The organism is Tumebacillus flagellatus (assembly GCF_000714935.1).
Lineage (GTDB): Bacteria > Bacillota > Bacilli > Tumebacillales > Tumebacillaceae > Tumebacillus > Tumebacillus flagellatus.
Window position 1 is genome coordinate 120955 of sequence record NZ_JMIR01000004.1, and the last position, 26351, is coordinate 147305.

The window sequence follows — 26351 nt, forward strand, 5'->3', positions numbered from 1 at the left end:
TGCGGATACTGGTGAGAAGAGTAGAATGTTGCAAAAGAGGTGATAGTCTTGGGCAAGAAAATCTTGCGCAGCTTGCTGATCGCCTTTTTCATAACGGCGATCTCGGTGATTTTGATCGGATGCAGCATTGCGCTTCCGACGTTCGATCCATCAAAGCTTGAACTCGAGTATAAAACGACCCAAATCTATGACAAAAACGACCAAGAGATCATGTCGTTCCAAGCCCAACCGGGGGAACACGCGGCGCTTAACGAAGTGCCGAAGTGGGTCTCTGACGGAGTTGTTGCCGTCGAGGACAGCCGTTTCTACGATCACAACGGCATCGACTTCCGCTCGATTGGCCGGGCGATCTGGAAAGACATCCTGACCGGCTCCGCAGCGGAGGGCGGTTCGACCCTGACGCAACAGTTGGCGAAGAACGTCTACTTGACGCAGGATAAGACGCTTTCCCGGAAAGTTAAGGAAGTCTATCTCGCTGCACAGATTGAGCGAAACTATTCCAAGGAAGACATCTTGGAGATGTATCTGAACCGCGTCTACTTCGGTCACGGCGCGACCGGGATCAAGATGGCGGCGGAAGTCTACTTCGGCAAGGGCGACGACATGAAGGACCTGTCGCTCAGCGAATGCGCCCTGCTCGCGGGGCTGCCGAACGCGCCGTCCGCGTATGACCCGTACAACGACCAGAACGTCGAAGCGGCGATCAAGCGCCGCAACATCGTGCTGGACGCGATGGCGAAGAACGGCTACATCACGCAAGACGAAGCCGATAAAGCCAAGCAAGACAAACTCGTCTTGAAACAAGGCAAGAACATCAAGGGTGCGATGGACAACGTCCAATACCCGTACTATTTGGACTACATCCTGGAAGAAGCGGAAACGAAGCTCGACATCCCGGCGGAACAGATTCTGCGCGGCGGGGTGAAGGTCTACACGAACCTCGATCCGAAATTCCAGCAAGCGCTGGAGAAAAACTACCAAAACGCGAGCAACTTCCCGAACAACGCTGCCGACGGCACGATCGTCCAAGGCGCTTCGGTCGTCGTTGATCCGAAGACCGGCGGGATTGCTGCGATCGTCGGCGGACGCGAGTCCAACGATGAACATGCACTGCGCGGGTTTAACCGGGCGAGCATGGCGAAAGTCCGTCCGGGCTCGTCGTTCAAACCGATCGTCGACTATGCGCCGGCGATCGACACCGGGTTTAAAACGTCCACGTCGCCGCTCAACAACAAGCGCGACACGCACTTCGGCTCGTATGCGCCGAAGAACTGGAAGGATTACTACACCGATACGGTTCCGATGTATGAAGCGATCCGCGAGTCGTGGAACGTTCCGGCTGCCTCCTTGCTCTATGAAATGGGCATCGACGTCGGCTACAAGTACGCGACGCAAAACTTCGGCATCCCGCTCGATAAGGAAGACCAAAACAAACTCTCGATCGCGCTGGGCGACGTGGAGGTTTCTCCGCTCGACCTCGCGGGCGCGTACACCGCGTTTGTGCCGGACAACAACGGACAGCGCGTGACGCCGTATGCGATTCGATCCATCAAAAACGACGGCGGCACGGAGATCGCTTCGATCAAAACGCAAAAGCACGACGCGATCAAACCGGAAACCGCAAAAGTCATGACCAAGATGATGAAGCTCGTCGTCGATTCCGGCACGGGTACCGCCGCGCAAATCAGCGGCCGCGACGTGGCGGGCAAGACCGGGACCACGGAGATGGAAGGCACGTCCGGGAACCGCGACGCCTGGTTTGCCGGGTACACCAGCGACTACGTGATGGTGACGTGGATGGGCTTTGACAAGTCCGACCAACAGCACTATCTGCGCCAAGGCTCGGAATTGCCGGCGGCGATGTTCTCGAAAGTCATGTCGGCAGGTTTGGCCGGCACGAAATCGAAGGGCTTCGACACCAACGTCCAAGAGAAAGCGCCGACGGACGACAAGGACAAAACCAAAGACCAACCGAAGGAATCCGACACGATCGTCAACGACCTCTCCGCTGCGTTTGACGGCAAGTCTGTGCAAGTCAACTGGTCGTCCGTCAAGGCGGAGGGCGTGCAATACTTCCTCTACCGGGCGGACAAAAACCCGGACGGCACCGCGGTGAATTCGATTCCGCTTGGACAATACACCAAGCCGGGCTACACCGACGGAAGCGTCACGCCGGGCAAGTCGTACTGGTACAGCGTCGTCGTTTGGAAAGACGGTCAAGAGCTTTCCAAATCGAACTTCGCGAGCGTCGCGATTCCGGGCGGCGAAACGCAAAAGCCGAAAGACCCGAACCAGCCGACGCAACCGGGCGCCGGCGGTCCAACGCAGCCGGGAACGGGCAACGGCACGGGAGGCGGAACGGGAACGACGCAAGGCAACGGCGGCACGACCCAGCCGACCAACCCGACGCAACCGAGCAATCCGGGCACGGGCGGCACACAGCCTCCGGGCGGAACGGACGGCGACACGGGAGGCACGTTGCCGCAACCGGGCACCGGGACGACACCGGGGACCGGAGGCGGCGCAACGCAGCCGGGAACCGGCGGTCAACCGTCGATCCCGCTTCCTCCGCCGAAGCAGTAAACGTAAGCAGCAGTTCTGTGATGCAAAAATCCTCTGCCCGCTCGCGGCAGGGGATTTTTTTCAGGAAGTTTGGGATTCGGAGCGTGAGATTTTGTAAGATTGGACACGCTTTTAAAGTGCAACATTTGACAAAGGCTAGCTTTCTAGCTATAGTAATTCTAGTTTTTGATAATATTGTAGAGGTTTTGTATAGTCTGATTCAGGTCAGATTTTCGATAGGAGGTTTTCAACAGATGAAGGAAGTCAATCTCGGTCAAATAGAGGAAGCTGTGCGTATGATTCTGGCAGCGGTCGGGGAAGACCCGAACCGCGAAGGCTTGCTCGATACGCCGAAGCGTGTGGCGAAGATGTACGCGGAAGTGTTCGAGGGGCTCGGCAAGAACCCGGAGGACGAACTCACCGCGCTGTTTAACGAAATGCACGAAGAGGTCGTCATCGTGAAAGACATTCCGTTCTTCTCGATGTGCGAACATCATCTCGTGCCGTTCTACGGCAAAGCGCACGTCGCCTACATCCCGCGCGGCGGGCGTGTCACCGGCCTCTCCAAGCTCGCGCGCGTCGTGGAAACGGTCGCTCGCCAACCGCAGCTTCAAGAGCGCATCACCGCGACGATCGCCGACACGCTCGTCAACAAAATCCAGCCGCACGGCGTGGCAGTCATCGTGGAAGCAGAGCACATGTGCATGACGATGCGCGGCGTGAAGAAGCCGGGCGCGTCGACGATCACCACCGCCGTTCGCGGTCTCTATCACGAAGATCCGCAAGCACGCGCCGAAGTGTTCTCTCTGATGCGCGGGTAATCAATGACAAATGACGAAGGGACGCCCGCGCAGGGCGTCCTTTTTTGTTTGGGATATGGTACGATTGGATAGAGGAGGTTGATGGAGATGAAACAACGATTGCTGGAGTTGCTCGGGGTGGAGTTCCCGATCATCGAAGGCGGTATGGCGTACATAGGAGACGGGCGGCTCGCCGCTGCCGTTTCCAACGCAGGCGCGTTCGGCCAAGTCGGTTCGGCGGGACGAACGCTTCAAGACTTTGAGAAGCAGATTCAGATCGCCATCGAGAGCACGAACAAACCGGTTGGCGTCAATTTGCCGATCGGCGAGCACAGCGACCCGCGCGAACGGGTGGAGATGATTTTGAAATACAAGCAACACCTGCGCGCCGTCTCGATTTCGGCGGGCAACCCGCGCCCGTTCATTCCCGTCTTCCAAGAAGCGGGTCTTCCGGTGATGGTTGTGATCTCCACGGCGATGCACGCGCAAAAAGCGGAAGCCGCCGGAGCGGACATCTTGATCGCGGAAGGTTTTGAAGCAGGCGGTCACAACGGCCCGTCGGAAGTGACGACGTTCGCGTTGATTCCGCAGGCGGCAAGCGCCGTCAACGTGCCGGTCATCGCGGCGGGAGGCGTTGCGGACGGACGAGGTCTCGCCGCAGCGCTCGCGCTTGGCGCCGCGGGCGTGCAACTGGGCACCCGTTTGGCGGCGACCGTGGAGTCGCCCGCGCACGAGCAGTACAAACAAGCGCTGGTCGCCGCCCGCGCCGAAGACACCACGATGATTGAGCGCAGTGTCGGCCGCGTCACCCGCGTGCTGAAATCGCCGTATGTGGCGGAAGTGCTGGCGTTCGAGCGCACCCAACCGTCGCCGGACGAACTCTACCCGTTTATCAAGGGCGAGAAAAACAGCATCGGCGCGCTCCAAGGCGACCTGCAGCACGGCTTTGCGTACGGTGGTCAAGGCGTCGGCTTGATCCATTCGATCCCGACCGTGGAGGACGTGATTTCCTCGATGGTCGAAGAAGCCCGCCGCACCTTGCAAAACCTGCCGACGCTCTAAAAAACGAAAGAAAGCCCCGCGGACTCAGGTGAGTTTCAGCGGGGCAAAATCAAGATAATCGCAAGCGACCAGTCGGTATTCGATTCCGTCGTGCATGCCTTCCAACGCGCCTTTGTGTCCCTCCGAGCCGTGCAGATGGCCGTAGACGACTTTCTCGACAGGGTATTGGCGCAGGACATCGAGGAACCCGGTTTCTTGGTGCTTTTCGTTGGTCGGCGGGTAGTGCAGCATCACCCAGATGCGTGTCGCGCCGTGCTTCATCGCATGGTCGAGCGACAGTTTCAGCCGGCCCACTTCGCGCTCGTAGACGGTGCGGTCATGCTCGTCAAACGAGTAGGCGCCGGGGCAGTCCCAACCGCGTGTGGCGGCGAACGTGATGTCGCCGATGGTGATCGAGTCGTTTTGCAGCACTTGAATCGACGGGTCCAGCGCTTTGCGGACTTTGGAGACGGTCGACCACCAATAATCGTGGTTGCCGCGAATCATCAGTTTGCGGCCGGGCAGAGACGCGATGTAGTCGAGGTCAAGCTTGGCTTCCTCGATCGACATCGCCCACGAGATATCGCCGGGCAGCAGCACGAGGTCGTCCGAAGTGACCAGGCGCTCCCAGTTGGCGCGAATCTTCTCGGGATGGTCCGCCCAGTTGTCGCCGAAGATGTCCATCGGCTTAGGGTTTGCAAACGACAGGTGCAAGTCCCCGATGGCGAAGATATTCAAGCTGTATACACATCCTTTCAAAAAAGGGGGGGAGGAGTTCGGTGAGCGAACAACAGCGTTTGAGCACCTTCCTCTATGGAATGGCGCAGAGTTTGATCGCGCATGATGACTTTACCATTTTGCCACAGGAACAGGCCGAGGGGCAAGGCAGGCCCTCGTTGCTGTTGATGCGCAGGAAATTTCAATCGCTCCAAGTGATCCAACTGGTTCCGGCGGACGGCTTGACGGTGGAGCAGATCCAAGCGTTCACGGAGCGGGAAGCGAAAAACTTCGGCGAGCACCAACGCTCGCAAAATACATACAGCCTGACCGTCTTTATCTTCTCCCAGTGGCGCTCCGAAGAAAACTTGCGCGCCATCACAGCCGCCACCCGCTACCTGGGCTATCTGAAAACGATCGGCGCGGCAGCCGTCGCCGTCGACCTCTCGCGCGGCGTGCTGGGCGAATGGCCGACCGGCCCCGCCGTCAAGGGGATCTCCGTGGAGCCGTTGCGCGACCTCGTCGCCCATTATCCGAACGCGAACTACCCGGACGAACTGCTCTACCGCAGCAAGGAGCAGTGGGAGGCGCAACTGGTCGAACTCTCGAACCGCCGGGTGGAGCGCATCGAGTCCAAGATGAACCACAGCGCCAAGACCACGGTGACGTACGCGTTGCTCGCGCTGACCGTGTTGATTTTTTTGATCGCGCGGATGGATGCGTCGCAGGAATTCCTGTACAGAGGTTTGATGGTGCCGGAGTTGATCCGGCAGGGCGAGTTCTACCGCTTGTTGACACCGGTGTTTTTTCATTATGAGGTGTCGCATATCTTCTTCAACATGTGGAGCCTTTGGGTGCTAGGCAAAGTGGCGGAGCGCATCTACGGCAGCAAGCGGTACCTCGCCGTCTACCTGCTGGCGGGCATCGCCGGTTGCTTGCTGTCGTTTGCGTTCAACGACAACCCGTCGCTCGGCGCGTCCGGGGCGATTTTCGGCTTGATGGGGGCGCTGCTGGCGTTTGGGCGGCATGATCAGAAAGCGTTCTCGATGACGATCGGCTCGTCGGTGTATTACATGCTGGCGATCAACCTCGTGATGAGCTTTCTCGTCCCGCGCATCGACTACTGGGGCCACCTCGGCGGGCTGGCGGGAGGCTTTCTCGTCGGCATGGCGGTCGGCGTGCCGGGCTATCGTTCGCAAAAAATCAACTGGAAGTGGGGCGCGGCGTTTCTCGCGTATGTCGTCATCACCTTCACACTCGGTTTAGAAACATCCTAATCTGGTAAACCCCTGCTCAATGGAGAAGGGGTTTAATTTCATTTGTCGTATATATTCAGTTATCTTAATCTCTTTGAGGGTGGTGACTGAAACGTGTTGTTGGGCACTGCGAAACTGACCCGGTTGATCGTGATCATCAATGTGTTCGTGTTCACGTGTGTCGGGATCATGTTGTACCTTTTGTATCTGCAAAACGAGTACGCCGTCCAAAATCAAGCAGCCGTCGAGCAGCGCATGGAATTGAAACAGCTGGGTCTCGACCTCGCCGGAGCGACCGACCTGTTGAGCAACGAAGCGCGGATGTACGTCCAAAGCGGGGACAAACAGCACTACAACAACTACTGGCTGGAAATCAACGGCACGAAAACCCGCGAGCGCGTCCTCAAGCGCCTTCGAGAACTGAACACCCCCGGGGCAGAACTCGAACTCGTCGAACAAGCCGAGCAGAAGTCGGACATCATGTTCAAAATCGAAGGGGAGGCGATCGAAGCGGTCAACGCAGGCGACATGGTCAATGCCCGCCAACTGTTGTTCAACGAAACGTACGACAACGCCAAACTGGAGATCGACTCCTCGCTTCAGAAGTTCGATCAAAAAATGAACGAACGCGCCGAACGCGAGTGGAGAGCGATCCAAGACAAAAGCTCCCTCGTTGTGCTGTTTTTGCATATCGCAGTGTACGCCGTGTCGGTGGAAGTCATCCTCGCGTTTGGCATCATCCACTACCGCCTGCGCCCGATGGGTCGCCTGACGGAATTGGCGAACCGCGTGGCGGGGGGCGACTTGAGCGTCGAAGAGATTCCGACCCGCGCCAAGAGCCGGGATGAAGTGACGATTTTGACCCGCTCGATCAATGCGATGGTGCAGAATTTGCGCACGTTGATTCAACGGGTGGACGGCACCGCGGCTCAGGTGCAAAGCGCGACGCACGTGTTGCTGACGAGCGCCGGGCACGTGATGACGGTGACGGAGCACGTCACGGCGACGATGCAAGAGCTGGCGAGCGGCGCCCAAACGCAAGTGCTCGGAGCGGAAGATTGCTTGACTTCGCTCACAGACGTCGCGCACGGCATCCAACGCATCGCCGAAACGTCGGCGGGCGTCACAGAAGCGTCTGTGGAAACGTCGCAAGCGGCGGAACACGGCAACGTCGTCATCCAAAGCGTCGTGAACCAGATGAAGTCGATTCACGAGAGCACGAACGCGTCGGAGCAAGTCGTCCAGCGGTTGGCGGACCGCTCGCAGGAAATCGGTCAGATCGTCGAAGTGATCACGTCGATTGCGGCGCGCACGAATTTGCTGGCGCTCAACGCCGCCATTGAAGCGGCTCGGGCGGGTGAGCACGGACGCGGATTTGCCATCGTCGCCGACGAGGTGCGCAAACTGGCGGAGCAGTCGAAGGAATCGGCGACGCAGATCGCCGAGTTGGTGCTGGAGATCCACGGCGACACGGGGCAAAGCGGTGCTTGCGATGCAAGCGAGCAACGAAGAAGTGCAAACGGGTTTGCAACGGGTGGACGAGGCGGGCATGGAGTTTCAGAAGATTCTGCACGCCACACTCTCCGTCGCGGGGCAGATTCAAGACATCTCGGCGGCGTCGCAGGAACTCAGCGCCTCGTCGCAGCAGATCACGTCGTCGGTCGAAGAGTTGACCCGCATCGCCAACGCGACGTCGAAGTCGTCCAACGAGGTGGCGGCTTCCTCGGAAGGGCAGTTGGCGTGCACGGTAGAGATGACGGCGTCGATTCAGGAACTTTCCACCGCCGCGCAAGAGCTGCAAGACGTGATCGGACAGTTTAAAATTTAGCGAAAAAGCCCCCTGGCCGCGTGGACGTGCAGGGGGCTTTTTGTCTATAATCGGATTGAGGAGGGGTTTTAATGGTATTTGATCATTCAGCAAACGGGAAGATGCAAACAAAGTCACCGTCTGCTCCCGAGCAGTCTGCCAGAAGCGGGGGTGCCGCGCTCCAATCTCGACTCTTACAAATGCAACAGCTCCGAGGGAACCGTTTCACCGCCCAACTGTTGAGATCGCAAGCCCCGATTCAACGGAACGACTGGAAGAACGAGCATAACAAAGGGCGGTTGACGACAGCCCATTCGGAGATGGCAGGCGGCAAGCAAGCACAGTTGGACCACTCCGTATCGCAAAATCAGCTAAAAGATCTCTACGAAACGCTGAAGAAAATTGAGACGCTCATTCAACCGTCAGCAACCTTATACGAGAAAACCAAAACGGCCTTCGAGACGCTCAAAACTCATTTGGGGGTTCTGTCCAAGACGGGCCTCCTCAATCTGCCCAATAACTTAACGCCCGGCCCGAAGGATCGGGTGGCCGATCAGGGAGACACGTTCGACCCGCAAGTTGCGGTGGCGGGCAACGTGGTCAGCCGATCGGCGCGAACACCGGCGCTTGAAGCGATTGACAACGCCGCTCGTGCCCTCGTCCGATTGCAAACGATCTTGCCTAACCAATCGCAAGGGATGAAGGAGGAATCTTACAACGAAGATTTTGACGGCCGCGTGGCGGAGCTGTTGGACATGATCGAGAAAAATCTGACCTCGATGGAGGAAGGAGCCGAGCCCAAACTCAACCTCAACGCTTGGTATCAAAATGCGGCCGGAGACAAGTATGTCAAAAAAGTGCCCGCGACTTGGTTGGATGCAGCGCCGGCCGATCTTGGAACCGCGAAACAGGCCTACCCTGCAAACTTGGCGGAGAGCGAGTTTGAATGGACGTATGACCTGAAAGGCTATCGCAAGAACGGCAACGAGATCGAGACGTACGATTCGACTGTCACGGTCATGGTCAACATCCCCGTTGAACAATGGAAGCACATCTATGACCGCCATACGGTACGAGGATTTGCCGGAGATGTGAAAGCGATCAATACGTTTTGGAGAGATGACCCCTTCACGACGGTTACGCAGGAGTTATTGAAACCGGAATTGGAGCTGTTGATCGATCGGCTGAGCAACCTGCCGGATTCACCGGAGGAGTATGTACCTCTGAACGCGGCTGCGAGGAAGTTGTTTTTCCAAGGGTCTATGACTCAAACGAAAGATGAGAACAGCGATGATGTGACGGTAAGCATTGAGCTTGATTCAATTGCGCCTCAAGACCCTGCCTTGGCACTGGCGTTGCGTCCCGATCAGTTTCCCGCTCCAGCTCCAGCGGATGCGGATGCGGATGCAGAATAGTTTTTGCAAAAAAACAACTGTCGCCTGAAAACAGTTGCTTTCTTGATAGAATTTGGATAGCGTAAGGGTATGTTTGTGGACGAGAGGAGGACGCAGAGATGATGATCAATTTCGATCTTGGGGGCAGACGGTTTAATCATCGGTCGACCGGGATCGTCGTTCACGACGGATATGTGTTGTTACACCGCTTGGAGAAAGATGATTTTTGGAGTTTGCCGGGCGGACGCATCGAGATCATGGAGCCGTCAAACGTCACGATCGTGCGCGAGTTCATGGAAGAACTGGGTGTGGAAGTGCGCGTCGACCGCATGCTGTGGGTGTCGGAGAATTTTTTTGAAATCGACGGGATGCCGTATCACGAGACGGCTTTCTATTATTTGCTTCACCTGACGGACGAGAACCATCCGCTGTTGAACAAGGACGTGGTGCACCGCGGGATCGAGACGGATGTTCATCTGCTCTATAAGTGGTTCCCGATTGACAGGTTGGAAGGGGAACGGGTGTATCCGTCCTTCCTGCGTGCCGGATTGAAGGAGTTGCCGCAAACCATCCAACACGTCGTCCACTACGATGTGGAGGACAATGAGGAAGCCAAGCCATGACCGAGCAAGACTTGCAGCAACTCGTCGAGACCATTTCCGCCGAGTCGTTCGGCTGGCCGTTTCGGCACAAAGCGCGCTGGAATGGGCGGTTGCGCACGACGGGCGGACGCTATCTGCTCCGAACGCACGACATCGAGATCAACCCGCACCACTACGAAGCGCACGGGCTGGAGTCGATGATCGGCACGATCAAGCATGAACTGTGCCACTATCATCTCCATTTGCAAAAGCGCGGCTACCGGCACCAAGACGCCGACTTTAAGCGCTTGTTGGAGCAGGTCGGCGGTTCGCGCTATTGCCCGGACACGGGGCTACGGCGGGAAGTGAAGACGCGCTACCTGTACGCGTGCGTGTCGTGCGGTCAACCTTATGAGCGCAAACGGCAGATCGATGTGAAAAAGTACGGGTGCGGCAAGTGCCGCGGCAAATTAAAGTTGGTCGCGGCAGGCAACGTTGGCAAATGACGACAGGAAAATGCACACGTCTGTCGAATCTTATAGAGCGAAGCAGTTTTTTGAAGGGGATGAACGCAACATGTTGCAACAAGGGGCTTGGACGTTTCGCTACAGCCTGGAAGGGTTTCTAAAACGCGTGTTGCGCGTCGCGGCAGGTCCGATGAGCGAGTCGGAGTTGGTCGATGCCGTGCAAAGCCAATGGGCAGGCCTTGGGGAGAAATCCCTCGATTCCATCCCGGATCGCGTCCGTGCGGCTTTGCAATCGCGCAACAGATCGTTTCTCAAGTTGGAGGACGAGCGTTATGAGTTGCGCAACGCGGCCGAGGATGAGCTTGGCGAGCGCGCCTATGAATTTTTGAAAGAGTCGGGCCGACCGGAGAAGCAGGGCGAGATTCTTCGCCATCTGCAGCAGTCGACCGGCCGCAACCGCGGCGAGCTGATGTCGCGGGTGGACTTGGACAGCGATCCGCGCTTTGCCCGTTTGGAGAGCGGGGAATACCTGCTGACCGAATGGGACTTGATTCACGATGCCGTCGCCGAGTTGATGGTGGAGTTGGGGTCCCGTCGGGCGCAACGCACCGATTTGCTTGAGTTGGTCAACGCGGACGGGATTTTCTGTCCGGAATTGGACCCGCGCTTTGCGGTGGCGGGCGAAATCGTGGAATGTCTGCTGGTCGAGCCGGAAGCGGCGGCGACCGCTGAACTTTTGACGGAAGCTGCACCGGCGCAACCGGAAGCAGAACCGGAAACGCAACCTTTGGACACTGAACTTGACACCGAACATGAAACCGATCATGTAACCGAACATGAAACAGACCTTGAAACGGAGGAATCTTCGATGAACGCCTTGGAAACGACTGTAGAAACCACTGTAGAAACCACCACCGACGAAACGCAACCGGCGGTTCCGACCGACAAACTGGTCGACGTCGTGTTGCAACAGCTGACCCAAGCGGCTGAACAACTCACTTCTCGCAATCAAGAACTGCCGAACGAAGTGCTGTCGCTGTTCAACCTCGAAGACCTCAAAGGGATCGAGTCCCTCATGCAACAGCGCAAGCGCATCGGCGCGCTGGCGGAAGACCTGAGCGCGCTGGTTGCCAAATGGCGCGAAGAGCAAGCGGAGTAAGATTTCTGCCTTCGCGAGCGTTTGATCGATGCGCGTAGAGCCGGAAAGCCTGTACGAGCGTTTTTCGAGATTGCGGACGGTTGTCTCAACTTGGGAGATTCGGTATAATCAATTGCCCGCACAAGTTCTGGCGCATTTCGACGCGGCCGACTTGGACTCGATAGCAGGACTGATGGTCGAGAAGCGGCGATTGGAAGTTTTGATTCCTGAACTTCAGGATTTTATACGAAAGTGGGAAGAGAATGCTGATTTTGAGCGAGACGGGCTTTTTTGAGGGGATCGCAGACAACGGCATACGACTCAACCCGGAACAACGAGAGGCGGTCCGCCATACGGCGGGGCCTCTCGTCGTGTTTGCGGGGCCAGGCAGCGGCAAGACGACGGTGCTCACCTGCCGCGCCGCTTACATGATGCAAGTGGCTCGGATTCCGGCGAACCAGCTTTTGATCGTCACGTTCACCCGCGCGGCGGCCGAAGAGATGCAGGAGCGGCTCGGCCGGTTGCCCGGCATCGGCGAAAGCGTGGCGCGGGCGGCGGAGATCGGGACGTTTCACTCGGTGTTTTTGCGGATGCTGTTGCAGCAAAACGGCGGCCGGATGCCGCAGTTGCTGGAAGACGCGGAGCAGCGGCAGATCATACGCAACCTTCTGCGGGAAGCGGGCGAGGACGGCGACGACGAGGAAGTCGCCGACGCCCTGCAGAAGATCGGGTTGTGCAAAAACAACCTGATCCTCCCCGCGCGCATCAAAGCGACGAAGCCGGAGAACCAGAAATTCCGCGACCTGTTCGCGGGCTATGAGAAAGCCAAGGCGCGGATGGATCGCTGGGATTACGACGACATCCTCGTGGAGTGCTATCACATGCTGACGGGCAATCCGCTGGCGTTGGAGTATTACCGGCGCAAGTTCCGCTACATCCTCGTCGACGAGTTTCAAGATACGAACCTCGCGCAGTATGAAGTGATCAAGCTGTTGGCAGGGCACGGGAATCTCTGCATCGTCGGCGACGATGACCAGTCGATCTACCGCTTCCGAGGGTCGCGGGTGGAGTTTTTGCTGGAGTTTGAAGAGACGTTTCCCGGAGCGGCGAAAGTGATTCTCGCGACGAATTACCGCTCGACCGACCCGGTGATCGACACGGCGTCGCGCTTGATTTTGCACAACCGCAAACGCCAGAGCAAGCACATCAAGGGCACGGGGCGCGAAGGCGACCGTCCTGTTGTCATCCGGCCTGAAGGCGAGCGGGACGAAGCGGAGCAGGTGTTGACGCAGATCGAACAGTTGCTGCGCGACGGGATGGAGCCGGAGGGGATTGCGATTCTCTACCGGACGAACATCCAAGTGCGGGCGATGATCGACGGATTGGTGGCGCGCAACGTGCCGTTTACGCTGCATGATGCGGACGGTGATTTCTACCGCCGTTGGCAGGTGCGGGATGTGTTGACGTACTTCCGGTTGGCACTGGAGCCGGACGATCTGGACGGGTTGGTGCAGATCATCAACCGGCCGAAGCGCTATCTGTATCCGGAGCGTTGGGTGGAAGAAGTGCATCACATTCGTCGGGAGAAGAATTGCTCATACCTGGAAGCGTTGAAGCAGGTGACAGGTTTGGAGCCGTACCAGCGGCAGAAAGTCGAGCAGTTGGCGAAGGACTTGCACAAGTTGAAGTTTCAGTCGCCCGCGTCGGCGTTGCAGACGCTTCGCAAGGAGATCGGGTACGATAAGTATCTGGAAGAGTACACGACCAAGACCGGCAACGATCTGAAAGCGGCGTCGGAACCGCTGGAGGAATTGGAGCAAGCGGTGATCGGGCACGGGACGATCCCGAAGTTCTTGCAGCATGTCGCGGAAGTCAACGAGACGATTCGCAAAAACCGCAACAAGGGCGAGGGCATCCAGTTGATGACGATGCACAAAGCCAAGGGGTTGGAGTTTGAGCACGTCTATTGCATCGGGCTGGTGGAAGACATGATGCCGCACGCCAAAGCGCTGAACGCCGAAGGGGAGAAGCGGGATGCCGCGCTGGAAGAAGAGCGCCGTCTGCTCTATGTCGGGATGACGCGGGCGAAGCGGTTTTTGACGTTGTCGGCGCCGAAGTGTTACCACGGGAGCCGGACGGAGCCCTCTCCGTTTTTGTATGAAACGGGGTTGGTGCAGCGCGGGAAGCACGTGGAGATCAAGTCCACAGGGCTTCTCGACGGCGTGCCGGTCGGGGCGTACGGAGGCAGTCAGCTGGGCGGGAGATTCGGAGTTGGCGCAGGCGGTCGTCCGGCTGGAGGTTCTTATGGTACAGGAGGCAGTCAGCTGGGCGGGAGATTTGGAGCAGGCGCAAGCGGTGTTCAGTCTGGCGGGCGATACGGGATTGGCGCAAGCGCCGGCGGTTCCGGCGTGATGTCCGTTTCGCCGCAGGATCGGATGAAAGCCGCGCTGGAGAAGTACGGAGAACAGCCGCTTGCAGTCGGCGACACCCTGCAACACCGCGACTTGGGCGCGGGCGTGGTCGAAGCGATCAAGCCGGTTTCCGGCGACGGCGGCCGCCGTGTGTCCCTGCGCATGGACGGACGGGACAAGCCGTTGGATGTGCACCTGGAACTCAGTCTGTTTCTGGGCCTGTTGACCGTTTCTGTGAACGTGTAGAAAAAACACCGCTGTCCGCACTTGGAGAAAAGTGTGCGGGCAGAGGTGTTTTTTTCTTGACAGCCTCCTGCGTTCGGATGTATAAATATAAACAATACTTTTGGGCAACGCGATGATGGAGTGAGTACGCGGGAGAAACCGATCAGAGAGCAGGGGTCAGCGGCTGAGAGCCCCCGCCGGAAGCATCTTGCCGAACCGCCTCCTGAGCTTTCTGTGAAAAGCAGAACGGGTTCCGACCGTTATCTCGGCTTGAGTGGGCAGCAGACCTCCCAAGGGGGTGCTCTGTCAACGAAGGTGGTACCGCGAGAGAGAGCTCTTTCGTCCTTCTGAGGGACGAGAGGGCTTTTTTTATTGGCGTTTTGGAGTGGAGAAGAGGAGGAGAACAGCATGAATCACAGACGGATCGTTGTAAAAGCAGGGTCGAGTTCGCTGACCGACGAAACAGGGCGGCTTGACGAGGCGCGGATTTCCCGCTTGGTCGACATGCTGGCGGAGTTGCGGGAAGAGGGGCATGAAGTGCTCTTGGTGTCGTCGGGCGCCATCGCCGCCGGTCTTGGCAAACTGGGCTGGCAGCGGGAGTCGATCTCCATGCCGGAAAAACAAGCCGCCGCCGCCGTCGGCCAAGGGTTGTTGATCAACACCTACGAGCAGATGTTTGCCGAGCGCGGGATCGTCATCGGGCAGTTGCTGTTGACGCGCTCCGATGTGGAAGTGCGAAACCGCTTCTTGAACATCCGCAACACGACGGAAACGCTGCTCGCCCATCGAATCATTCCGATCGTCAACGAAAACGATACGGTCGCGGTGGAAGAGATCCGCTTTGGCGACAACGACACGCTCGGGAGTCTGGTCGCGGTGGTCGCGGAGGCGGACCTCGTGGTGTTGCTGACCGACATCGACGGCATGTATACGTCCGACCCGCGACTGGATGAGTCGGCGGAGCGCTTGCTCGACGTCTGGGAGATCACCGAGGAGTTGGAGCAGATGGCGGGCGGCACGGGCACGGTTGTCGGCACCGGGGGGATGCGCTCGAAACTGGCGGCGGCACGAATCGCGATGGACGCCGGAATCGATTTGGTAGTGGCGGCGAGCACGGAGCCGGATGTGTTGGCGCGCATCGTGCGAGGTGAGGACATCGGCACACAATTTCACGCGAGAAAGGCGGTTCGAGGAAGATGATCACGGAAGCCGAGCTGTTGAAAGTTCTGGTTCTGAAGCAAGCGGAGAGCGCGCAGAACGCTGCCAAACAACTGCGCGTCGCCACGACGGATCAAAAAAACGAAGCGCTCCGCGCCATGGGGCAATCCCTGTGGGAGCGGCGCGAGGCAATTTTGGCGGCGAATGCGTTGGACGTGGCGGAAGCGCGAGAGACGGGGCAGTCGGAGGGACGGATCGACCGGTTGGCGTTGGATGAGAAACGGATGCAAGGGATCATCGAGGGCTTGCAACAAGTGGCGGCGTTGCCCGATCCGGTGGGAGAGGTGATCGAGACGTTCGTGCGGGCGGACGGCTTGCGCGTGGAAAAAGTTCGCGTGCCGCTCGGCGTCATCGCGATGATCTACGAGTCCCGCCCGAACGTCACGGTGGATGCGGCGGGGTTGACGTTGAAGACGGGCAATGCCGTGATCTTGCGCGGCGGTCGGGAAGCGTTGCGAACCAACGTCGAGTTGGTGGCGGCGATGCGCGAGGGAGTGGAGCGGGCCGGATTGACGGCGGACGCGATTCAGTTGATCAACCGGACGGAGCGGGAAACGGTGGATGTATTGATCCGGGCAAGAGGGCTGGTCGATCTCGTGATTCCTCGCGGCGGCGCGGAGTTGATCAACCGCGTGGTGGAGAATTCAAGAGTGCCCGTGATTGAAACGGGGGTGGGCAACTGCCACGTGTACGTGGATGCAGAGGCGGACCTCGCGATGGCGAAGGCAGTTATCCTCAACGCGAAAACGCAGAGACCTTCGGTTTGCAACGCGATGGAGACGCTGTTGGTGCATGAAGCGGTAGGAGCTGAATGGTTGCGCGAACTCGCCGCTGAGTTGGCGGAACGAGGGGTGGAGATACGCGGGTGTGAGCGGACTTTGAAACGACTTCGGCTTGGTGGAGAGAAGGGGACTTTAAAACGGTTTGAGACTGACGCTTACGAGCAGGCGTTGGAAGTAGGGGACGAAAGCCGTTCTGAGCGAACTTTTGAACGAGTTGGCGAGTTTGCTGGTTCTGATCGTGACTCTGCACGTTCGCGGATCGTCCCCGCCGCCGAAGCGGACTGGTCGACCGAATTCCTCGACCTCATCCTCGCGGTGAAGGTCGTCGACTCGCTGGACGACGCCGTCGAGCACATCGGCCGCTACGGCACGCAGCACTCCGAAGCGATCATCACGGGCAACGAGTCGGCGGCACAGGCGTTTTTGACCCGCGTGGACGCCGCTGCCGTCTATCACAACGCGTCGACGCGCTTCACCGACGGATTCGAATTCGGCTTCGGCGCGGAGATCGGCATCTCCACACAGAAACTGCACGCCCGCGGCCCGATGGGGCTGCGAGAACTTACTTCTTCCAAATACATCCTCCGAGGGACAGGTCAAATCCGCTGAGTCATATGGTATTCATATGGTATAATGTAGAAAACTAGTTTTGCTATGCAAAACAAAATTTCACACAGCGGAACAGGAGGGCTTTTCATGAAAACGGTCATCCTTGACGATTGGGACAATGCTACCAACGGGCTCCAGAAATTGAACGCCCTGAAGCAGTTTTCGGACGTACAGATTTATCACGATCAACCGTCGCCAGCCGTTCTCTACGAGCGGGTGCGCGACGCCGACGCCGTGGTGTTCATGCGCGAGAGAACGAAAGTGACGGCGGAGTTGCTCGACCAGATGCCGAACCTCAAACTTCTCGCCCAGACGGGCACGGGTCTTGCGCACATCGACATGTCGGAAGTCAACAAGCGCCGCATCCCGGTCGCCACCACGCCGGGCGGGTCGACGGCGGCGGTGACGGAGTTGACGTTTGCGTTTCTCCTTGCGTTGGCGCGCGACTTGGTGAAGTTCACCGCGCAGATGAAAGCGGGGAGTTGGCCGATCGGCATCACGCAAAACATCTCCGGCAAGACCCTCGGCCTGATCGGGCTCGGCAAGATCGGCCTCTCCGTCGCGAAGGTTGCCAAAGCGTTCGGAATGAACGTGATCGCGTGGGGGCCGAGGCTGACGGCAGAGCGAGCGGAAGCGGCGGGAGTGACGTATGTGGAGCTGGACGACTTGCTCCAGCAAAGCCACTTCGTTTCGCTGCACGTTCGTCTCGTGGCGGAGACACGGAATTTGCTGACGAGAAGGCATTTTGGCACCATGCGCCCCGACGCGTGCCTGATCAACACCTCGCGCGGGGAACTGGTGGACGAAAAAGCCCTGATCTGTGCGCTGCAGTCCGGCCGGATCAAAGGCGCGGGACTCGACGTGTTCCACCAAGAACCGCTCGACCCGAACCATCCGCTCCTGCAACTGAACAACGTCGTCCTCGCCCCGCACATCGGATGGAAAACGGATACGACGTTTGAGAGCTTCTTGAACGGGTCGATCGAGAATATCGAGAGCTTCTTCCGGCAGGGGAAGCCGGTACATATCGCGAACCCGGAAGTCTTCAATGACTAGAAAAGGAAGCTCCAATCCCCATGGGCTTTCAGGAGATAAAAAAACTGAACCCGAATTGACCGGTAGGAGATAAAAATCTCCGAAACCGCACAGACGGTCAGGAGAAAAAAACTCCGTACACGCACGGGACTATCATAAAGTGAAACAAACCTCCAAGCCCGCACGGCTCGGAGGTTTCTTTTTTTCACCATTTCCGCACAAACGGGATCGCTTGCCGGTAGAGGTACGACACCACGCGTCCCGCATCATCCACCTGAAAGTCGGTAATCCCAAACCACCCTGCGTGGAACAGGTTGGGAGCCAGCGGTTGCAAGGGCTGCTCCCCGTCATGATAGCGCATGATCAGCGTGTCTCCCTCCAGCCGCACGCTCGAATTCAGGAATCCGCTGTGCGAGTATTCGCCGGTGTATTTTTGCAACTCTTCCGCTGTGGGAGTCCACAGTTCAGGGCTCTGCGCGAGTTTGCGGCAGGCTTCGTTGCCCACCATAAGGTGCGCGGCGTCCACAACTCCCACGCCAAAAACGGCATGCCCGGCCGCATCGTCAATGGCCAGCGCGAAGTCGGGGCGCTCCGACTGAACGTCCAAACGGAACACCTGCCCGTTCTTCGAGAGGCGCGTCACGCCGTCTTCCTGCCAAACTTTCACAAACCCAACGGCACCGCCAAAAAAGTCGCCTTCCACAGAGGTAAAGCCAACGTCCGCGCCATCCTTCTCGGCGTACGAGTCGCTTGCCACTGAGCCAATCTCGACCCCGACGCCAGCATCATCTTGCTCGACGAGATAGCCGCGACCCACGGGCCGGGTGATTTTTTTCTCCTGTAAGATCTGTTCGGCGATTTGGAGATGGGGGAACTCGCGGTTGGCGAGCGTAATCACGGCGGCGTCTTCGTCGGGGGAGATCGTCAGCAGGTTCGAGTACTTGCCGACATCGCCGAAGTGGTACACCCAGTTGTTGCGCACGAACAGCCCGAGCCCGTAGCCGGAGCGGAACGTGTTGAAGAGCGGTGTCTGCACGCGTTGCATCTCGTCCAGCGAGCTCTTGGAAAGCAACTCCCCGCGCCCCAACTGCAACCGTGCAAACTTTGCAAGGTCTTCCGCTGTGGACAGCGCCATGTACCCAGGCGCGGCAGGCGTGTCGATCATCGGCAGGTCCTGCACGAGCAGAGAGCCGTCGAACTGCAATTCATGCCCGAGCGCCAACGACCCGCCCGAAGCAAGCAACGCGTCCACATCAAACCCTGTCCGCTCCATCCCAAGCGGCGCGAACACCTCTTCACGCATCAACTGCTCATAAGACCGCCCCGTCACAACCTCCGCCACACAAGCCGCCACGCTAAAATTCACATTGCTGTACGAAAAAAGCGTCCCCGGCGCGGCCGCCATCCGAATTCGAGGCACATCGTGCTCGACAAATTCTCGAAGCGAAGTCGACCGCTCCAACCCAGCATCATTCACAAACCCGGTCATCTGGCTCAAGAGCATGCGCAGCGTCACGCAACCCGAGAAATCATCTCTAGCAGACGCATCCGGCACCCCCACCCGAAACCACGGCAGATACTCCCGCACCGGTACATCGAGCCCCACGATCCCGCGCTCCACCAACCTCAAAATCATCGTCGCCGTCAACGGCTTCGTAATCGACCCGACTCGAAACAGCGTGCGATCCGCCGTCACCGACACACCGCTCCCAAGCACTGCCTCCCCAAACCCTTCTGAAATAACCACCTCGCCGCCGCGCATGACCACACAAGCAACGCCCGGCGTCCGCGCATTTCGCATCGCTTCTTCGATCAACGTCCGCATTCTACAACCCTACTTTTCCCTGAAATTTCCTACTAGTATATCACGAAAAAAAGCCCCCGTCTCCGGAGGCTCTCTTCTTTCCCAAAAAACTCACTGCGACCGCTGATAAGGCAGCCGCACTTGAAACACCAACCCGATCAACACCAACACGCCGAGCGACCCCATCGCCACACGGGAGGCGAGATTGCCGGAATCGGCGAGCAGCAGCGTGATCGTGCCGTAAATCGACGGCCCGACAATCGACGAGAGCTTGCCGGAGAACGCAAACAGCCCGAAGAACTGTCCGCGCTTCTCTTCCGGGGTCATCTCGACGATCATCGCCCGCGACGTCACCCATGTCGCGCCCATCGCGATGCCGTACATCGACCCGCAAATCCACAGCATCGTCTGGTTGACCGCCAGTGCCGCAATCGCCAGCGCGGCCAGCAAGATCACGGCGATCCAGATCAGCGCTTTCTTCGACCCGATCCGCTTCGTCACGTGACCAAACGCAAACGAGCCCAAGATGCTCGCCACCGTCGACACGAGGTAGAGCAACACGAACTTGGCGGTCGTAAAACCGACGACCGCTTTGGCGTAGACCGCCATCACGGAAATCGCCGTCGCAATCGCGTCATTGAGGAAAAAGTACGCGATCATGAACAAAAAAATTCCCCGGTGCGCCCGCGCCTCGCGGAACGTCGCCCAAATTTCGCGATACCCGCTGAAAAACGACTTGCGCTCCTGAACCACTTTCGCCGGGCGGTCCTTGAACAAGAAGAACATCGGCAAACAGAACAGCAAAAACAGCGCCGCCGACGGAATGAACGCTTGGTACGAGTGGTTTTTTTCCACAAACGGGTATACGACCAGCCCCATCAGCGTCCCGACATACCCGAGCCCGACGCCAAAGCCGGAGATCAACGGCAGTTCCTGCTTCGTGCCGATATCGGAAATCATCGGGTCGTAAAACACCAGCGACGAGTTGTAGAAAAATTTCGCCACCATAAACGACAGCAACACACCCGCAAGCGACGCCGGAAGCCCGAACCACTCAGCGTCCGTCTGCCACATCGCCGACAATCCCATCAACACCGTTCCAAGAATCGAGAGGAGGGTGAAAGGGACGAGGTAGGCTTTTTTCTTGCCGGTACGGTCGATCCACACGCCGAACAAGGGATTGAGAAGGACGAGGAAAACGCTTACAAGAGCATTTGTGTACGTGATCATCGTGCTGGCGATCTGGTCCATCTGCGCGTTGCCGCCGACTGCTTCCTGCAGATAAAACGGGAAGAAGATCGTCACGATGTTCGAAGAGAAAATCGTGTTGGCAAAATCGTAGAAAGCCCAAGAAAGGATCGGCAGCGCGAAGTACAGCGCCAGTCCGCGACGAGGTCCCGCCGGGGGAGCTGACCGCTGAAGTTGCGGTTGTGCCATGAAGTCCACACCTTTCGTTTTGGGTCGTGCTCTTATTATTTTAACAAGGAAGTTCGAATTCTCCAACATCAAGACGTAAAGGGCGGCGGATACTTTGTAAACTTTTTGGTTTGGAAAGTGTTGACTGTGGAAACTTTTGGAGATATGATGAATACATAAGAAATATACATGTTATATAAGTTGTTAAACTCAAGAGGAGGTCGAGGCAAATGGAAAAGCAAGTCGTCATGATCACGGGAGCATCGAAAGGGTTGGGGCGGGCGTTGACGCTCGGGTTTGCCAAGCGGGGCGCGAAACTCGCGATCTCGGCGCGCGGAGAAGAGGCGTTGCGCGCCGTTCAACGGGAAGCGGAGCAACTGGGTGCCAGCGTGTTGGCAGTGGTCGGCGACATGTCGGTCGCCCGCGACGTGGAGCGATTCGTCGCGCAGGCGGAAGCGACGTACGGCGGAATTGACGTGCTGATCAACAACGCTTCGATTCTGGGCCCGAGCCCGATGCCGTACTTGCTGGACTATCCGGAGGAGGACTTCGCCGACGTGCTGCGCGTCAACGCCGTCGGGCCGTTTCTGGTCACGCGGCGGGTGATTCCCGGCATGTTGCGGCGCAATTCCGGCTCGATCATCAACCTCACCTCCGAAGCGGGACACACGGGATATGCCGGATGGGGCGCGTACGGGATTTCCAAGTTCGCCGTGGAAGGGTTGACGCAGACGTGGGCGGATGAAGTCGGCGAGACGGCGGTGCGCGTGAACATGGTCGATCCGGGCGAGATGGACACGGAGATGCATGCGCTGGCAGTGCCGGATTGTGACTATGAATTGGCGAACCCGCAGGACATCCTCGACGTGTTTTTCTACCTCGCGTCGGAGGATTCGCGCGGGGTGAACGGCCAGCGGTTTCAAGCACAGGAATTTCAAACTGGTGAAGCTCAAGCGGAAGGGGAGAAGTAGTCATGGAAGCACGCCGTCTGCACCACTTTCAATTGCCGGAAGCTCTCAATGCGACCACTCCGCCGGAGCGCCGCGGATTGCGGCGCGACCATGTGCGGATGATGGTGCTCGACCGCAAGACGGGGGCTACGGCGCATGCGAAGTTTTTTCAACTCGATCAGTTTTTGAAAAAAGACGACCTGCTCCTCCTCAACGCCTCGCGCACCGTGCCCGCTGTGTTGCAAGCGGTGCGCCTGCGCTCGGGCGAGGAAGTGGAAATCCGCCTCGCGCACCGTCTGGACGATTCCGTGTGGCAGGCGCTGGTGGTTGCGGAGGGCGTGGCGGTTGGGGAACGCTTCATTTTCTCCCCGTCGTTGACGGCGGACGTGGTGAAGGAGCAGGGGAGCGGGCCGTTTGTGACCTTGCAGTTCTCGCGGGAGGGGGCGGCGTTGTACGACGAGATCTATCAACTGGGCGAGCCGGTGCGCTATGAGTACATCCACACGGACTGGAGCCTCGATTATTACCAGACGGTCTACGCGTCGGTGCCCGGCTCTGTGGAGATGCCGTCCGCCGGGCGGGCGTTCTCGTGGGAGATGCTGTTCCGGCTTCAGCGCAAGGGGGTCAAGATCGCGTACATGCAACTGCACACGGGACTCAGTTATCTGCTCGACGACTCGTGGCGCCATGACCCGCGCGAGAATCATGAGCAGTACATGATCCCGCAAGAGACGGTCGAAGCTGTCGAGCAATGCAAAGCGGCAGGCGGGCGCGTGATCGCCGTGGGCACGACCGTCGTTCGCTCGCTGGAGACGGCGGTGGACGCGGAGGGCGTGCTGAGAGCGCAATCCGGCTGGACCAACCTCTACATCCACGAAGGCTTTCCGCTGCGGGTGGTGGACGGCTTGATCACCGGCTTCCACGAACCGGAAGCGAGCCATCTCGATTTGCTCTCGGCGTTTGTCGACCCGTCCCTGCTGTATACGGCGTATCAAGAGGCGATCGACCGCGAATATCTGTGGCACGAGTTCGGCGACATGAACTTGATTTTGTAGCCAGAAATAAGAAGGAAGGCGTTTCGCATGCACCTGCACCATCTCGGACTCGAAGTCCGCAACCTCGAGCGGGCGGTGGCGTTTTACCGCTCGCTCTACGGGTTTGTGGAGGAATCGCGCTGGAACCTGATGGGCGAACAGATCGTTTTTTTACAAAAAGGAGCGTTCCGCCTCGAACTGTACGAAGGCGCGGACCCCACGGCGTCTCACCTTTGTTTCTCCGTGGAGAACCTCGACCCGTACCTGACGAGCCTCCCGCTGTTGGAAGGCCCGACTCACCTCGAAAACGGCTGGCGCAACGCGTTTTTCCAAGGGCCGGACGGGGAAGTGCTGGAACTTTTGCAGTTGGAATAAAAAAGGACATGACCGCGCGTCTCATTTCGACCAGCGGGTCATGTCCTTTTCTACCTATTAAATATAACTAAAACTTCGGAACTTTGCGATGCTTCGTCGCTTGCTCGTATGCGTAGGCGAACTTGATCAGTTTCGGCTCACTGTACGCACCGGCGGTGAACGTAAGACCGACCGGCATGCCTGCGTTTTCTCCTGTGGTCAACGCGCCTGCCGGAACGATCACGGACGGATAGCCCGCGCGCGCCGCCAGCCAGCAGCCCCAGGTGCCGTAGTACACCATCGCGTCGAGGTTGTGGTTCGCGAGGTTGTCGTCGATCTCTTGCGCGAAGACGGTCGTGTGCGAGATGATTTCGCGGATGTAGTCGGGGGACGTAAGCGTTGCAGAAGTTTGCGCAGAGCGTTCCGAGTTGGCTTGCCCGTACTTCAACGCTTGCTCGGCATGCGCTTCGTTGTACGCCACCACCTCTTCCAACGAGTGCACCGGAACTTCCGGGCCGCACGTGGAGAGGTAGTAATCGAGGTCGATTTTGAATTCGTCGGTCATGACGTGCGGCGACCACGGCAGACGGGCGGATTTCACGTGTACGCCCTCCACGACTTCCGCGCCCAGCTTGCGCAGGTCGTCGAGCGCGGCTTGGAAGATCGCAAGGTCTTCCTCGCTCAGCTCCGGGTTTTGGAAATCGGCAACGCCGATGCGGACGCCGCGCAACCCGTCGGCGTCCAAGAACTGCGTGTAATCGGTGTGCGCTTCTTGGCTCCACGTCGCCGGGTCTTGCTCGTCAACGCCGGTCAGCGCGCCGAGCAGAATCGCCGCGTCGCGTACGGTGCGCGCCATCGGGCCGGCGGTGTCTTGGGAGTGGCAGATCGGGATGATGCCCGTGCGCGAGACCAGGCCGACCGTCGGCTTGATTCCGGCGAGGGAGTTTTGCGAGCTCGGGGAGAGAATCGAGCCGGACGTTTCCGTGCCGACCGTCAGAGCTGCCAAGTTCGCCGCCGCCGCCACCCCCGAACCGGCGGAAGATCCGCCCGTGGAGCTTGCCGGATTGTACGGGTTCAGCACTTGCCCGCCGCGGGACGAGTAGCCGCAGGGCATGTCTTCCGCCATCCAGTTCGCCCATTCGGTCATGTTGGTTTTGCCGAGGATGACCATGCCGGCTTCGCGGAGTTTTTTCGCGACGAAGGAGTCCTGCTTGGCGCGATGGTTCGCCAGCGCGATCGAGCCTGCGGACGTGTGCATCTTATCGCCGGTGTCGATGTTGTCCTTGATCAGCACGGGAATGCCGTGCAGCGGGCCGCGCGGGCCTTTTTGTCTGCGCTCGAAGTCGAGGGCTTTGGCGATGAAGATCGCGTCCGGGTTCAATTCGAGCACGGAGTTCAGCGTCGGGCCGCTTTTGTCATACGCGGCGATGCGCTCCATGTACATCAGCACGAGATCGAGCGACGTCAGTTCGCCCGCTTCCATCTTCGCCTGCATATCTTCAACGGTGGCTTCGACCAGCCACTCTTCACTCCATTGTTTCAACTTTTCAGACAACAAGCAAGCCAACCTCCTCTGGGTGTCCTATGTCGTACTTTTGCAAGCGTCTCAATTTTCATGCTTCTTGTCAACCAAAAAGACCGGATTCCGAAAGGAAGTCCGGTCATTCATGCTTGGTCACCACGGAGACGGTTTGCGCGTCTTCAATCCAGTACACTTTCGCTCCGAGCGATTGCGACACCGCCCGCAGCGGCAGGTAGGGGCGGCCGTTGATCATCAGGACGGGGGAGGGGAGTTTCACCCGCTGTCCGTTGACTTGCATCCACCAGAGGCCGATGCGAAACCACCATCTTTTTAACAAGCCCTTATGCAGAGCGGCCACTTGGTCGGCGTCGAGGTAGAGCGTGTCGTTCTCGACCAACAGCGGGACTTTGAGTTTTTGCGGCTTGCCGTTGAGGAGCAGGGTCGGCTTCATGCTTTCTTCCACCACCATTTTATTGAAGCGCCCGAACAGCGCGTGCGAAATCTGTTCGGCGATGCGCGTGTGCCCGGCGACGTTGGGGTGGATGTCGTTGTTGGCGAGGTTGACGTATTCCTTCTCATGATCGAGAAAAAGCGACGCGGTCGGCACCACCGTCGCTTCGTGCGTGTTGGCAGCCATCGCGATCGACTCGTTCGCCCACTGGATGTACTCGCTCAACGCGTGATGGCGGGAATCGTCGGGGGGGAACGGGTTGTATACTTCGAGCACGAACAGCCGCGCGGTCGGGTTCTGTCCGCGAATTTTCGCGAGGATGTCCTCGATGTTGCTTTCGTACTTCGAGAGCGCGTCGCGCATCTTGGCGTCATCGCCCGGCGATTTGTAATCGGCCCAGATGATGTCGTTGCCGCCGATCGAGAGCGTGATCAGATCGGCGTGCTTGATCACGCCGCTCGCTTCCGGCCAATGATCCAGCAAAAAAAGAAACTGCCCGCTGGTCAAGCCCGGCACGCCTAAATTGTGCAGTTCCGCCGGGCCGCGTGTGAGCAGTTGGCGGTGCAATTGCGCGGAAAACCCGTTCAGCCGGGTACCGTGGATCGGCGGGGCGCCCCAACCGGCGGTGATCGAGTCGCCGATCGCCACATAATCCACTTGCTCCGGCAAGAACGGGCGGTGCACGACCGCCTGCGCGGGCAGAGCTTGTGTCAACAAACAGCACAGAAGCAACAACCAGCAGAGTGCAGGCCGCAGCCGTCGCAGGAATGTCATGAT

At 58.6% G+C, this 26351-nt stretch carries 22 protein-coding genes and 1 pseudogene; 18 read left to right on the top strand and 5 right to left on the bottom strand.

Going from position 1 to position 26351, the window contains the following annotated elements:
- Positions 1 to 48 precede the first annotated feature (48 nt).
- The 3 genes from EL26_RS04645 (at position 49) to EL26_RS04655 (ending at position 4424) form a co-directional block, all read left to right on the top strand.
- Complete coding sequence (locus EL26_RS04645; protein WP_052035996.1) at positions 49 to 2583, top strand: transglycosylase domain-containing protein; 2535 nt, start codon at positions 49 to 51, stop codon at positions 2581 to 2583.
- A 233-nt stretch (positions 2584 to 2816) separates the two neighbouring features.
- Positions 2817 to 3383, top strand: a complete 567-nt coding sequence (gene folE / locus EL26_RS04650) for a GTP cyclohydrolase I FolE (protein ID WP_038085036.1) — start codon at positions 2817 to 2819, stop codon at positions 3381 to 3383.
- Between the two features lie 87 nt (positions 3384 to 3470).
- Positions 3471 to 4424 (top strand): NAD(P)H-dependent flavin oxidoreductase, encoded by a 954-nt coding sequence (locus EL26_RS04655; RefSeq protein ID WP_038085038.1) that lies wholly within the window; start codon positions 3471 to 3473, stop codon positions 4422 to 4424.
- A 24-nt stretch (positions 4425 to 4448) separates the two neighbouring features.
- Here EL26_RS04655 and EL26_RS04660 read toward each other — a convergent pair whose 3' ends face one another.
- The gene (locus tag EL26_RS04660) at positions 4449 to 5141 is read right to left on the bottom strand and encodes a metallophosphoesterase (RefSeq protein WP_038085040.1); all 693 of its coding nucleotides are present in this window, start codon (positions 5139 to 5141) and stop codon (positions 4449 to 4451) included.
- A 41-nt stretch (positions 5142 to 5182) separates the two neighbouring features.
- On the opposite strand from EL26_RS04660, the gene EL26_RS23455 reads away from it, so the two are divergent.
- The 12 genes and pseudogenes from EL26_RS23455 to EL26_RS04710 all read left to right on the top strand — a co-directional run bounded on the left by EL26_RS23455 (position 5183) and on the right by EL26_RS04710 (position 18064).
- Positions 5183 to 6397, top strand: a complete 1215-nt coding sequence (locus EL26_RS23455; protein ID WP_052035997.1) for a rhomboid family intramembrane serine protease — start codon at positions 5183 to 5185, stop codon at positions 6395 to 6397.
- A gap of 738 nt (positions 6398 to 7135) precedes the next feature.
- Positions 7136 to 7840: pseudogene (locus EL26_RS26645) on the top strand (methyl-accepting chemotaxis protein); the annotation flags it as partial.
- 28 nt (positions 7841 to 7868) lie between these two features.
- The gene (locus EL26_RS26650) at positions 7869 to 8204 is read left to right on the top strand and encodes a methyl-accepting chemotaxis protein (RefSeq protein WP_420802050.1); all 336 of its coding nucleotides are present in this window, start codon (positions 7869 to 7871) and stop codon (positions 8202 to 8204) included.
- A gap of 71 nt (positions 8205 to 8275) precedes the next feature.
- The gene (locus tag EL26_RS04675; protein ID WP_152559173.1) at positions 8276 to 9598 is read left to right on the top strand and encodes a hypothetical protein; all 1323 of its coding nucleotides are present in this window, start codon (positions 8276 to 8278) and stop codon (positions 9596 to 9598) included.
- A 98-nt stretch (positions 9599 to 9696) separates the two neighbouring features.
- Positions 9697 to 10200 carry an NUDIX hydrolase gene (locus tag EL26_RS04680; RefSeq protein WP_052035999.1) on the top strand — a complete coding sequence of 168 codons (504 nt, stop codon included), beginning with the start codon at positions 9697 to 9699 and terminating at the stop codon, positions 10198 to 10200.
- Positions 10197 to 10664 carry a SprT family protein gene (locus tag EL26_RS04685; protein ID WP_038085043.1) on the top strand — a complete coding sequence of 156 codons (468 nt, stop codon included), beginning with the start codon at positions 10197 to 10199 and terminating at the stop codon, positions 10662 to 10664. Before EL26_RS04680 ends, EL26_RS04685 begins: the two co-directional genes overlap by 4 nt.
- 70 nt (positions 10665 to 10734) lie before the next feature.
- Positions 10735 to 11784, top strand: coding sequence for a hypothetical protein (locus tag EL26_RS04690; protein ID WP_038085045.1), 1050 nt, complete (start codon positions 10735 to 10737; stop codon positions 11782 to 11784).
- A 28-nt stretch (positions 11785 to 11812) separates the two neighbouring features.
- Positions 11813 to 12058 carry a hypothetical protein gene (locus EL26_RS24890; RefSeq protein ID WP_152559174.1) on the top strand — a complete coding sequence of 82 codons (246 nt, stop codon included), beginning with the start codon at positions 11813 to 11815 and terminating at the stop codon, positions 12056 to 12058.
- Positions 12027 to 14420, top strand: a complete 2394-nt coding sequence (locus tag EL26_RS04695) for an ATP-dependent helicase (RefSeq protein ID WP_038085047.1) — start codon at positions 12027 to 12029, stop codon at positions 14418 to 14420. The genes EL26_RS24890 and EL26_RS04695 overlap by 32 nt, the downstream gene beginning before the upstream one ends.
- A 387-nt stretch (positions 14421 to 14807) precedes the next feature.
- Complete coding sequence (proB, locus tag EL26_RS04700) at positions 14808 to 15599, top strand: glutamate 5-kinase (protein ID WP_038085181.1); 792 nt, start codon at positions 14808 to 14810, stop codon at positions 15597 to 15599.
- Positions 15596 to 17008, top strand: coding sequence for a glutamate-5-semialdehyde dehydrogenase (locus EL26_RS04705; protein WP_052036000.1), 1413 nt, complete (start codon positions 15596 to 15598; stop codon positions 17006 to 17008). The genes proB and EL26_RS04705 overlap by 4 nt, the downstream gene beginning before the upstream one ends.
- Before the next feature lie 87 nt (positions 17009 to 17095).
- Complete coding sequence (locus EL26_RS04710; protein WP_038085049.1) at positions 17096 to 18064, top strand: D-2-hydroxyacid dehydrogenase family protein; 969 nt, start codon at positions 17096 to 17098, stop codon at positions 18062 to 18064.
- 184 nt (positions 18065 to 18248) lie between these two features.
- Here the strand turns inward: EL26_RS04710 and EL26_RS04715 are convergent, their stop codons facing one another.
- Both EL26_RS04715 and EL26_RS04720 read right to left on the bottom strand, forming a co-directional pair.
- Entirely contained in the window at positions 18249 to 19868 is a 1620-nt protein-coding gene (locus tag EL26_RS04715) for a serine hydrolase domain-containing protein (protein ID WP_038085050.1), read from the bottom strand.
- A gap of 90 nt (positions 19869 to 19958) precedes the next feature.
- Positions 19959 to 21284, bottom strand: coding sequence for an MFS transporter (locus tag EL26_RS04720; protein ID WP_038085052.1), 1326 nt, complete (start codon positions 21282 to 21284; stop codon positions 19959 to 19961).
- Between the two features lie 209 nt (positions 21285 to 21493).
- Between EL26_RS04720 and EL26_RS04725 the strand changes: the two genes are divergently transcribed.
- The 3 genes from EL26_RS04725 to EL26_RS04735 are packed head-to-tail and all read left to right on the top strand — an operon-like array spanning position 21494 to position 23622.
- On the top strand, positions 21494 to 22234 hold the full coding sequence (locus EL26_RS04725) for an SDR family NAD(P)-dependent oxidoreductase (RefSeq protein WP_038085054.1): 741 nt from the start codon (positions 21494 to 21496) through the stop codon (positions 22232 to 22234).
- Positions 22235 to 22236: 2 nt separating this feature from the next.
- A complete protein-coding gene (locus EL26_RS04730; protein ID WP_038085056.1) occupies positions 22237 to 23268 on the top strand; it encodes an S-adenosylmethionine:tRNA ribosyltransferase-isomerase in 1032 nt (343 codons plus the stop codon).
- A gap of 27 nt (positions 23269 to 23295) precedes the next feature.
- The gene (locus tag EL26_RS04735) at positions 23296 to 23622 is read left to right on the top strand and encodes a VOC family protein (RefSeq protein ID WP_038085058.1); all 327 of its coding nucleotides are present in this window, start codon (positions 23296 to 23298) and stop codon (positions 23620 to 23622) included.
- A 67-nt stretch (positions 23623 to 23689) separates the two neighbouring features.
- Here EL26_RS04735 and EL26_RS04740 read toward each other — a convergent pair whose 3' ends face one another.
- Together EL26_RS04740 and EL26_RS04745 are read right to left on the bottom strand one after the other, a co-directional pair.
- Complete coding sequence (locus tag EL26_RS04740) at positions 23690 to 25156, bottom strand: amidase family protein (RefSeq protein ID WP_338010849.1); 1467 nt, start codon at positions 25154 to 25156, stop codon at positions 23690 to 23692.
- A gap of 106 nt (positions 25157 to 25262) precedes the next feature.
- Positions 25263 to 26348 carry an SGNH/GDSL hydrolase family protein gene (locus tag EL26_RS04745; protein WP_038085062.1) on the bottom strand — a complete coding sequence of 362 codons (1086 nt, stop codon included), beginning with the start codon at positions 26346 to 26348 and terminating at the stop codon, positions 25263 to 25265.
- Between the last annotated feature and the right edge of the window lie 3 nt (positions 26349 to 26351).